General features: G+C 68.5%; 5 protein-coding genes. 2 read left to right on the top strand and 3 right to left on the bottom strand.

The genetic code is table 11. The features are described 5' to 3' along the window. Positions 1-118 precede the first annotated feature (118 nt). Together HCU76_RS35805 and HCU76_RS35800 are read left to right on the top strand one after the other, a co-directional pair. A complete protein-coding gene (locus tag HCU76_RS35805; protein ID WP_218511990.1) occupies positions 119-2,086 on the top strand; it encodes a hybrid sensor histidine kinase/response regulator in 1,968 nt (655 codons plus the stop codon). Positions 2,087-2,093: 7 nt separating this feature from the next. Further along, complete coding sequence (locus tag HCU76_RS35800; RefSeq protein WP_218511989.1) at positions 2,094-2,882, top strand: hypothetical protein; 789 nt, start codon at positions 2,094-2,096, stop codon at positions 2,880-2,882. Between the two features lie 45 nt (positions 2,883-2,927). Here the strand turns inward: HCU76_RS35800 and HCU76_RS35795 are convergent, their stop codons facing one another. The 3 genes from HCU76_RS35795 to HCU76_RS35785 all read right to left on the bottom strand — a co-directional run bounded on the left by HCU76_RS35795 (position 2,928) and on the right by HCU76_RS35785 (position 8,917). Next, complete coding sequence (locus tag HCU76_RS35795) at positions 2,928-3,185, bottom strand: DUF2442 domain-containing protein (RefSeq protein WP_218511988.1); 258 nt, start codon at positions 3,183-3,185, stop codon at positions 2,928-2,930. Beyond that, entirely contained in the window at positions 3,157-3,396 is a 240-nt protein-coding gene (locus HCU76_RS35790) for a DUF4160 domain-containing protein (RefSeq protein WP_213959883.1), read from the bottom strand. The genes HCU76_RS35795 and HCU76_RS35790 overlap by 29 nt, the downstream gene beginning before the upstream one ends. A gap of 106 nt (positions 3,397-3,502) precedes the next feature. Then, positions 3,503-8,917 carry a filamentous hemagglutinin N-terminal domain-containing protein gene (locus tag HCU76_RS35785; protein WP_218511987.1) on the bottom strand — a complete coding sequence of 1,805 codons (5,415 nt, stop codon included), beginning with the start codon at positions 8,915-8,917 and terminating at the stop codon, positions 3,503-3,505. Positions 8,918-9,013 lie beyond the last annotated feature (96 nt).

The following is a 9,013-nucleotide window of genomic DNA, read 5'->3' as shown; positions in this document are numbered from 1 at the left end:
CCGCGCTGGTCGAGGCGGCCACGCCGGCGACGGTGCGGGTCAATGCCACCGTCGCCCGGGCCCTCGGCCTGCGCCTGCCGGAAGAGCGCGAGCTGACCGAACGCGTCACGGCGGTGCGATGAAGGCCCGCAGCACGGCAGGGTCCACCCGCAACGCGGTGAGCAACACCGAAGCCGCCTCGCTGCAACAACAGCGCGCGCCGCTGGTCGTGCGCGGAAACCTGCAGCACGACCTGCTGCGGCTGGGACTGGTGCCCTGCGCCGTCGCGGCGCTGGCGCTCACCACCTGGTTCACGCAGAGCCGGCTCAGTGCGCTGGACGCGGCCTTCAACGCCGAAGGCCACGCCGTGGCGCTGCAGGTGGCCGCGATGTCGGACCTGAGCCTCTACGCGGGCGACCTGCCGGCGCTGCAGAACGTGGCCAATGCCGCCCTGCGCGGCGGCCAGGTCACCCGCATCGAGATCAGCAACAGCGCCGGCGTCTATGTCAACGCCGGGAGCAACACCGCGCCGGTCGACCAGTTGCGCGTGTACACCGCGCCCGTCACCCTGCGCGAGGCATCGCGGGCGACGGCCTTCTCGCCGGAGGGCGCCAGCTCCGCCGGGCAGGCGCCGATCGGACTGGTGCAGGCCTTTCGCGACACCACCAGCTACACCCGGCAGCGCACGCTGTCGCTCATGACGGGCATCGGCATCGCCCTGCTGACCTTGCTGGTGGCCTGGGCCGCCGTGCGGCACATGGCGCGCACCGTGACGCGTCCACTGCGCCGCATCTCCCGCACCGTGGCGCAACTGGAGGCCGGACAGTTCGACGCGCGCTGCGAAGTCGTCGGCAGCAAGGAGTCGCCCAAGCGCGGGCATGAACTGGCGTGGCTGGCGCATGACATCAACCGCCTGGCCGAGCGATTGCAGCGCAACCAGCAGATCAGCGAGGAGCGCGTGCGCGAGGCCACCTCGGTGGCGCTGGAACGCATGGCCGAGGCCGAGCAGGCCGCGCTCTCGCGCGCCCGTTTCCTCGCGGCGGCCAGCCACGACCTGCGCCAGCCGCTGCATGCGATGGGCCTGTTCATCGACGGCCTGGTCGCCACCGCCAGCGCCGCGCAACGGCCGGCGGTGCAGCGCCTGCAGGAAAGCACCGGCTTCATGGGCGTGCTGCTGGACGACCTGCTGGAGATCTCGCGGCTCGATGCGCAGGTGCTGACGCCGAGCGTGACCACCGTGCCGCTGGAGGCCCTGTTCGACCAGCTGGCGGCGCAGCATGCCGCGCAGGCCGCCGAGGCCAACGTGCGGCTGATCTGGAAGCCGCGCGGCCTGGCCGTGCGCAGCGATCCGGGCCTGCTGCAGCGCGTGCTGGGCAACCTGGTGTCGAACGCGATCCGCCATGCGCCCGAGCGCACCGTGATGGTGGTTGCGCGACGCCGCGGCGAGCAGGTGCGCATCGAGGTGCGCGACAACGGCGTGGGCATCGCGCCGATCCACCAGGCGCGCATCTTCGAGGAGTTCTACCAGGTGGCCAACACCGAGCGCGACCGGCGCCAGGGCTTCGGCCTGGGACTGGCGATCTGCGCGCGCATCGCGGCGCTGCTGGGCACCCGCATCTCGCTGCGCTCCGCCTTGCAGGCGGGCAGCACTTTCTCGCTCAAGCTGCCGCTCGCCGAGGCCGTGCCTGCACCGGTGCGCGTGCCCGAGGCCAAGCCGCCGTCGCAGCTCGCCGGCCTGCACTGCCTGGTGCTCGACGACGATCCGGTCATCCTCGACGGCAGCCGTACGCTGCTGTCGCAATGGGGCTGCCGCGTCGACTGCGTGGCCACGGCGGCCGAGGCGCAGGCCCTGATGGCCCGGCCCGGCAACCCCTTCGACGCGATCCTCTGCGACCTGCAACTGGCCGGCGACGACGACGGCATGACCGTGATCCGCAGCGCCCGCACCCTGCAACCCGATGCGCTGGCCGTGCTGATCTCCGGTGCGACCGGACCCGATGTGCTGCAGCGATTGCGCCAGGAAGGCGTGCTGCTGCTGACCAAGCCGGTGGCGCCGGCGAAGCTGCGGGCGCTGCTGTCTACGCGGCGGGTGGCGGTGTCGGCTTGATCGGCGCATGCTTCCCCTGAGCGCGCTCCAAGGCATCCGCCCCTTCATCGCCACGCCCAACTACGGCGGCGTGCTCACGTCGATCTACGTGCGCAGCCTGCTCGGGCTGGTCAACCTGGCGTGGACGCATGGCTTCTCGATGCAGACGCGTTTTCTCGATGGCGACAGCCTGGTCACGCGGGCGCGCAACCGGCTGGTGGCCGAGTTCATGGCCGACACACGATGGACGCACCTTTTCTGGATCGATGCCGACATCGGCTTCGAGCCCGAGGCCGCGTTGCGATTGCTGCTCGCCGGGCACGAGGTGGCGGCTGGCATCTATCCCTGCAAGACCGATGGCTGGCCCGCCGATGGCCTGCGCTCGGCGATGCCCGCAGGCAGCACGCGCGCCGACTTCGAGGCACGGCATGCGCAGTTCCCGTTCAATGCATTGCCGCAGCCGCGCACGGTCGACGCGGACGGCTTCGTCGAGGTGCTGGATGCGCCCACCGGTTTCATGCTGATCGAGCGTTCGGTGTTCACCCGGCTGGCCGAAGCCATGCCGGAACTGCGCTACACGCCCGACGCCTCGCTAGACACGCGCGCCGCCGGCTGGCCGCACTACCGCTTCTTCGACGTGATGGCCGAGCCCGGCAACGGCCGCTACCTGACCGAGGACTACGCGTTCTGCCGCCGCTGGCAATCCATCGGCGGGCGCGTGTTCGCGGACACGCAATCGCGGTTGGAGCACCAGGGGCTGCGGACCTATACGGGTGACCTGCAGCGTGCGCTGGAGGTGCGCGCGGGGAGGATCTGATCGAGCGGTGCAAGGCTCGACTGGATCAGTCAGCCCCGGTTTTTGTCAGCCCCTGGTCTTGGCGACTAGCGGAAACGCCTCAGGATGACGAATGGACTCCACGGAAAGGTCGATGTCCAGTTGAGGCCAGTACAAATGGCCCCGACTGGGCCATTCCACGTCCGTCAGTTGCTCGATAGTGGCGCGCTTGAACCAGGGGAATTCCGCAAACGGCACGAGCAGTTCCTCGCTGTCAAGAAGCAGCCAGAAGCCATGCTTGGACACATGGGTGACTTCAATTGCCGAAGTGGTGATTCCAGGCATTGCGTATCTCCTCAATATGAGCCTCGACAACGGCATGTGCCTCGCGCTGTTGCTTGGCTGACAAGCCCGTTTGCGTGGCCAAAGCGACTTGCGGCGTGAGCCAGAACTTTGCCTCGCCGTCGGGATGCGAGACATGCACATGAATGCGCTCTTCTTCCCGAGAGAAGAAGAACAATCGGAATTGCCCGTCGCGGACAACTGTTGGTGCCATCGCGCGACTGTAGCGGACTGCATATCCTGAGGGCTCATCAGGTCGCAACAACACAGGCGCCGCGAGCCGGAAACGCCGGCTCCGTGCGGTTCACCTTGCGGCGCGCCTAGAAATCCGCACACCCATTGCGCCGATCCGTATTCACGCAGTTGAGCAGGTTCGGCCGCGAGCGCACGCGTGACCATTCACGCGCCAGCACGTCGCCGCCCTGGTCGGCGCGGTCGCCGTCGAGCGCACCGCCGGCCAGGCAGATCGGCGCCTGGCCGAGGTTGCGATCGTAGACATAGGTAGTGGGCTCCTCGCGCACCACGTCCGGCTTTGGCAGGCCGGAGAAGTCCGTGCGCCTGAGCGCCGGCGGTGGAGGCGGCGCGTTGGGTGGCGGTGGCAGCAGCGGTGGCGGCGGTGGCGCCTCCGTCACCGTCAAGCGCCCGGGCGTGACGGTGAACGCATAACCCGCGGGCGACACGAAGTTGACGCCGTCGATCGTGTAGACGCCCGGCGGGCTGTTGCGGTCTGCCGCCGACCTGAGGGCGCCGCTGAACGCGGCATTCGAGTCGCTGAACATCAGCCCGCTCACGCTGAACACGAAGGGCGGGTTGTCGGTGCCGGCCACGCGCGACGCATTGGCGATGGCGACGACCGCCGTCGGTTGCTGCGCATAGATGAAGTGGTTGTCGGTGGTCGACACCGTCACCGTGCACAGGCCGAGGTAGGCGCAGTGGTAGTAGTTGGGCAGCGGCCCGGAGCCCGCCAGTCCGCCGCGCGTCTCGCCGACCCAGGTGTTTGCCCAGACGCGCCACGGCGCGCCGCTGATGGTGAAGTTGCCGGGGTTCTGGAAGGTGGCCGCGGCGACCAGGTCGGTGGACGTGGTGCTGCTCACGTTGCCGGCCAGCACGAGGTCGCCGGTCAAGGTACGCACAAGCACCTGGTCGGCCGCCATCGAGGTGCTGGCGACGGGCTGCGGCAGGTTGCCGGCCGCATCGAATCCGGTGACGGTGACCGCGCCGATCGCGACGCTGTCGGCATCGACATAAGTGAACCGGCCGGCCGCGCCGCCACCCACCGTGTCGGTGCTGACGTTGTTGGCCGGGTTGTCGAGCAGCACGTCGCCGCCGCTCGATAGTGCCAGCAGCTTGCCCGCCGTGATTGGCGCGCCCGCCGTCTGCGTGATGTTGCCGCCGCTGATGAGGCCGAGCTGTGTCGCCACGACCGGCGCGTTCAGCGTGATGTTGCCGCCGCCGCCGTTCTGCAGCGTGAGGTTGGCGAAGTTCAGCGGGCCGACCACGTCGATGTTGCCGGCATGCGCGTTGCTGCCGGCCACGATGGTCGGCGCCTGCATGCGCGCGAAGGTGTCGGCCGATATCGCGAAGCCGTTGGCCGCCGCGCCGCCCAGCGTGATCGGGTTGGCCGTGCGATCGACCGGCGTGACCACCAGCGCGCTCGCCGGCCCCGCCACGTCGACGCCGCCCGGACGCAGGTTCAGCACCGTCCCCGCGATGACGGACGGCCCCTCGTCGCGCGCGCCCACCGACAACGCGTCGGTGGTGCCGTCGTTCGCGGCGCGCAGCACCACGACGTTGTTGCCGGACACGAGTGCACCGGGGTCGCCCGGGATCTCCTGTTGCGGCAGCGGCGGCGTCGCCGCCTCGATCAGCACGCCCGCGCCGGCCCCCTTGGTTTCGCCGGTGATGGAGATGTTGCCGGTGCCGGTGGTCGTGACCAGCGAACGGCCGCCCAGGTACACGCCGTTGTCCGGCGGTGTGCGGTCCAGGCCGGCCTGCCGCAGGCCGCTCACCGTGATGTTGCCGTCCGCGCTCTGAAGCGTCGCCGTGGCGCCCGAGAATGGCTGCGCGTCGATCTGCACACCGTGGCCGGCCGTGGAGAAACTGTTCGCGGCATAGCTGCCCACGCCGGTGAGCGTGATGCCGCCGCTGGTCGTGAAGATGCCGGTGGGGACCTGGTTGGTGGTCAACACGACGCCGCTGCCGACGGTGCTGGTGCCGAGCACGTCGACATTGCCGGTGGAGGCGCTGATGACGCTGCCGTTGATGAGCACCGCGCCCGAGGTCTGCTGGAAATCGGTGGGCGTCCGGCTGTCGCGCCCGATCAGGGAGACGTTGCCCCCCGGGTTGGCATCGTTGCCGCCGGAGTAGGTGTTGATGCCCGTTTCCCCGTCGGTGGCCGTCACGGTGTTGCCCGCGCGGGTGTCGATTTTCGAGGCGGCGATGCAAATGACGCAATTGCCGAAGTCCTGGTTGCCCTGCGCGCCCTTCATGGTGACGCTGCCGCCGTTGCTGTAGATCTGGCTGTTGAACACGTTGACCGACCCGCCGAGGCCGGTGGTCGCGGCGCCGTTGTTGGCATCGGCATTGAGCACCACGTTGAGAGGCCCGCCGCCATCGGCAGACGCGATGGCCGTGCCGAAGTTCAGCTGGATGCTTCGATTGGCATTGAGCGTGAAGGTGCGCGTGCCCGTGCCGGTATAGAGGATCTGCGCGCCATTCACGGTGATGTTGCCCTGGTTCGCGGCCCCGGCGGCCAGCGCGCCGGTGTTGATCGTGACGTCGGTGCCGCCGTTCAGCGCGTTGCTGATGTCGCTGTCCTGGATGGTCGAGTCGGTGATCGGCGTGAAGGTGCCATCGCCGGGCAGGGTGGCCGTGCCCGTGCCGGGAGCGATGGTGACGTTGAAGGGGTCGATCAACCAGTTGCCGGGGGTGCCATGCGGGGCGGACGCATCGACCGTGATGCCCCGCACATCGAAAGCGCCGCCCGAGGTCTCGATGGTGCCGCCATTGCCGCCGGACGCCCCGCCCTTCGCCTCGAAGGCACCGTAGGCCAGGATCGTGTTGTCGCCCTTCGCGAAGATGTTGCCGGCGTTGCCCACGGCGGAATTGGCGCTCGCCGCGATGCCCACCGTCGAATCGATGGCCAGCACGCCGCTGGTTTCCGGGCCATCGGCTCCGATCGCGTGGATGTTGATGTTGCCCGCCTTGCCGACGCCGCTGCTGTCGATCACCACGCCGCGATTCGGGTCGCCTTCGAAGCCCTGGGAGCCCTGGAGCCAGATGTTGCGGCCCTGGATCGTGATGTTGCCGCCGGGCCCGGTGGTGCTTGCCGTGCTGATCAGCGTGTCGATGTTGCCGGGATCGAAGACCGGCGCACGCGATGCGGCGAAGCCTTCCGATTCGCTGCAGCAGGCTTGCACCCGCACGCTGCTGCCCTGTCCGTCGATCGTCAGTTGCCCGCCTTCCGCCGTCAGGCTGCCGGTGGAGATGTCCACCGCGAACGGGTTGCCGAACGGCTGGATCAAGGGACCGCCGACCTCCTGGTTGACGACGGAGAACGAACCGCTCGGCACCTTGCCCAGCACGGTGAGTTCCTGCCCCTTGCCCGCGGATATCGTGCTGTCGGAGAGCTCGATACCCGTCCCGGCCGTGACGGTGTTGCCCGTGGCCGCGGCATTGGCCAGGAATGCCTTGTCCTGCGCGACGGCACTGAAGTCGCTCGCGGTGCCTTCGAGCTTGACATTGCCACCGGTCGCGATCGTCGTCGAAGACAGCGCGATGCCGGTGCCGCCATTGAGGAAGTCGAGGTCGGTCTCGCCGGTCATGCCGGCCACCCAGTTGCGCGAGTCGCCGACCAGGTGAATCGTGCCGGTGCCCGACTGCAGCGTCGGCACCAGGTCGGAGGTGACGTTGTATGTCGACTGCGCATCGATGCCGGTGGCGCCGATGCCGCCTCGGCCGTCGATCGTCATCGCCCCGGAGCCCGTGGTCAGCGTGCTGCCCGCGATGAGGACGCCCTCGCCGCCATTGCTGAAGGTCAGTTGCTGCCCCTCCCCGACGTTGAAGGCATCGATGAGCGAATAGCCCCCGCCGCGCATGCTGATGCTGCCGCCACCGGTGCAACTGACTTGGTCCTTGCCGCAGGTCGACACGGTGCTGCGATTCAATTCGATGCCTGCAGTGGCCTGCGTCTGGACGATCGTTTCGCCATCGCTGTTGAAGGTGATGAGCCGCTCGCCGCCGATGGCGCGGCCCTTGTCCGGGTCCGACTGCCCATAGAAGCGGATGTTGCCGCCGTTGGTCTGGATCGTGGCGCCACCCGTCGGGACGGCATTGCCCACGTCATCGCCGTCCAGGTTCGCGCTCCCGAGCAGGATGGCGCCGCCGCGCGGCATTTCAGTGGAGAGCGGCGGCGGCTCCAGCGCACCCTTGGAGTCCGCGTTGAAATCGACATTCAGCGCGCCTGCGCTGGAGGCGATCACGGAATAGTTCTCCATCGTGATGTTGCGCTCCGAGTTAACGGTGAGCGTGGCCGTGCCGCCGGTGTCCTTGATCACCTTGCTGTTCTGCGCAAAGTCGACACCGTAGCCTGGCGAATCGCCGATCGCGACCGCCTTGCTTTCGAGGACCACGTCGGTCCCCTTGCCGAGCGTGTTGCCGATCGTCTTCGTGTCCACGGTGCTGAGTTGTGCGAAGGCGGTGGTCTCGTCGGGCGAGCGCACGCGCAGGTCGGTGTCGGCGGTCAGGGTCCAGCTCCCGTTGGCGCCGTTCGCGCCGCCGTGGGCATCGATGCTGACGGTGGGCGCCACGGTGACCGTGGCGCCCACGGTCGCAATGGTTCCGCCGCTACCCGCATCCGCCGCACTGGCATCGAGTGTCCCGCCGACCTGGACGACGCCGCCGGCGCCTTCCAGCACGATCTCGCCATTGCGCTGCGTCATCGACTGCGCGCGCACCGTGCCCGTCTGGTTGATCACCGTTTGCGCCACCGCATCCAGGCCGATGCCGGCTCTCAGGTTGACCCGCCCGCCATCGGCTTGCAGCGTACCGGTGTTCTCGACCAGCGCCTTGGCCGCATCCGCGGAAACCACGAAGGTGGTGAGCCCGTCGCCATTCGCGTCGATGCCGATCTGCGCGGTGCGCCCCGACAGCAGGCCGATCGAGCCCTGCGCCACGTTGATCGTCCCGGTGTTGTGAACCTCCCCGCCGACCAGCGCCACGGTTCCCCGCGCACCGACCACGATGTTGGTGTCGTTGGTCACCTTGCCGGTGCTGTCGGCAACACCGCCGAACTTGTACTGGCCCGCAAGGAAATCCGCGGGGTCGATGGCCAGCGTGGAGGCCACCAGGCCGCCCACGTTGACGGACGAATCCTTGGAAAAGGTCACGCCGCTCGGATTCACCAGGAAGATGATGCCGTCGGACTTCAGCGATCCCATGATCTGCGACTCGCCGCCGCCCAGCACGCGGTTGAGGATCACGCTCTTCGGACTGGGCTGTTTGAAGTACACGGAGTTGCCGACACCGATCGAGAAAGTGGCCCACGTCGCCACGTCGCGCGTGTTGAGCTTGCCCTGCGTGACCATGATCGACGGCGTGTCGGCGCCCGTGATCGAGAGATTGTTGGAGCTCGTCGTGAACCCCGACGGAATCTGCGCCAGCGCCGACCCGCATCCCATGCAGACCAGCGACAGCGCGAGCGGCCGCAGCGCCGGTCTCTTGTTGAATTGCTTCATGTCTGGCCTTTTCAGAAACTCTTCTGCGCCTGCACGAAGAGCCGCGGGTTGTGCCCGCCGCCGTCGGTGATGGCGGGCGGGGTGCCGCTGCGCCAG

The organism is Variovorax sp. dw_308 (genome assembly GCF_019207085.1).
In the GTDB taxonomy this organism is placed as follows: Bacteria; Pseudomonadota; Gammaproteobacteria; order Burkholderiales; family Burkholderiaceae_C; genus Variovorax.
Note: the sequence above shows the minus strand (reverse complement) of the source record. Positions and strands in the feature narration are given on the sequence as shown.

Excerpts from the sequence above, each read along its gene's own strand:
- HCU76_RS35805 (WP_218511990.1), top strand. The coding sequence starts at position 119 with ATGAAGGCCCGCAGCACGGCAGGGTCCACCCGCAACGCGGTGAGCAAC.
- HCU76_RS35800 (WP_218511989.1), top strand. The coding sequence starts at position 2,094 with ATGCTTCCCCTGAGCGCGCTCCAAGGCATCCGCCCCTTCATCGCCACG.
- HCU76_RS35795 (WP_218511988.1), bottom strand. The coding sequence starts at position 3,185 with ATGCCTGGAATCACCACTTCGGCAATTGAAGTCACCCATGTGTCCAAG.
- HCU76_RS35790 (WP_213959883.1), bottom strand. The coding sequence starts at position 3,396 with ATGGCACCAACAGTTGTCCGCGACGGGCAATTCCGATTGTTCTTCTTC.
- HCU76_RS35785 (WP_218511987.1), bottom strand. The coding sequence starts at position 8,917 with ATGAAGCAATTCAACAAGAGACCGGCGCTGCGGCCGCTCGCGCTGTCG.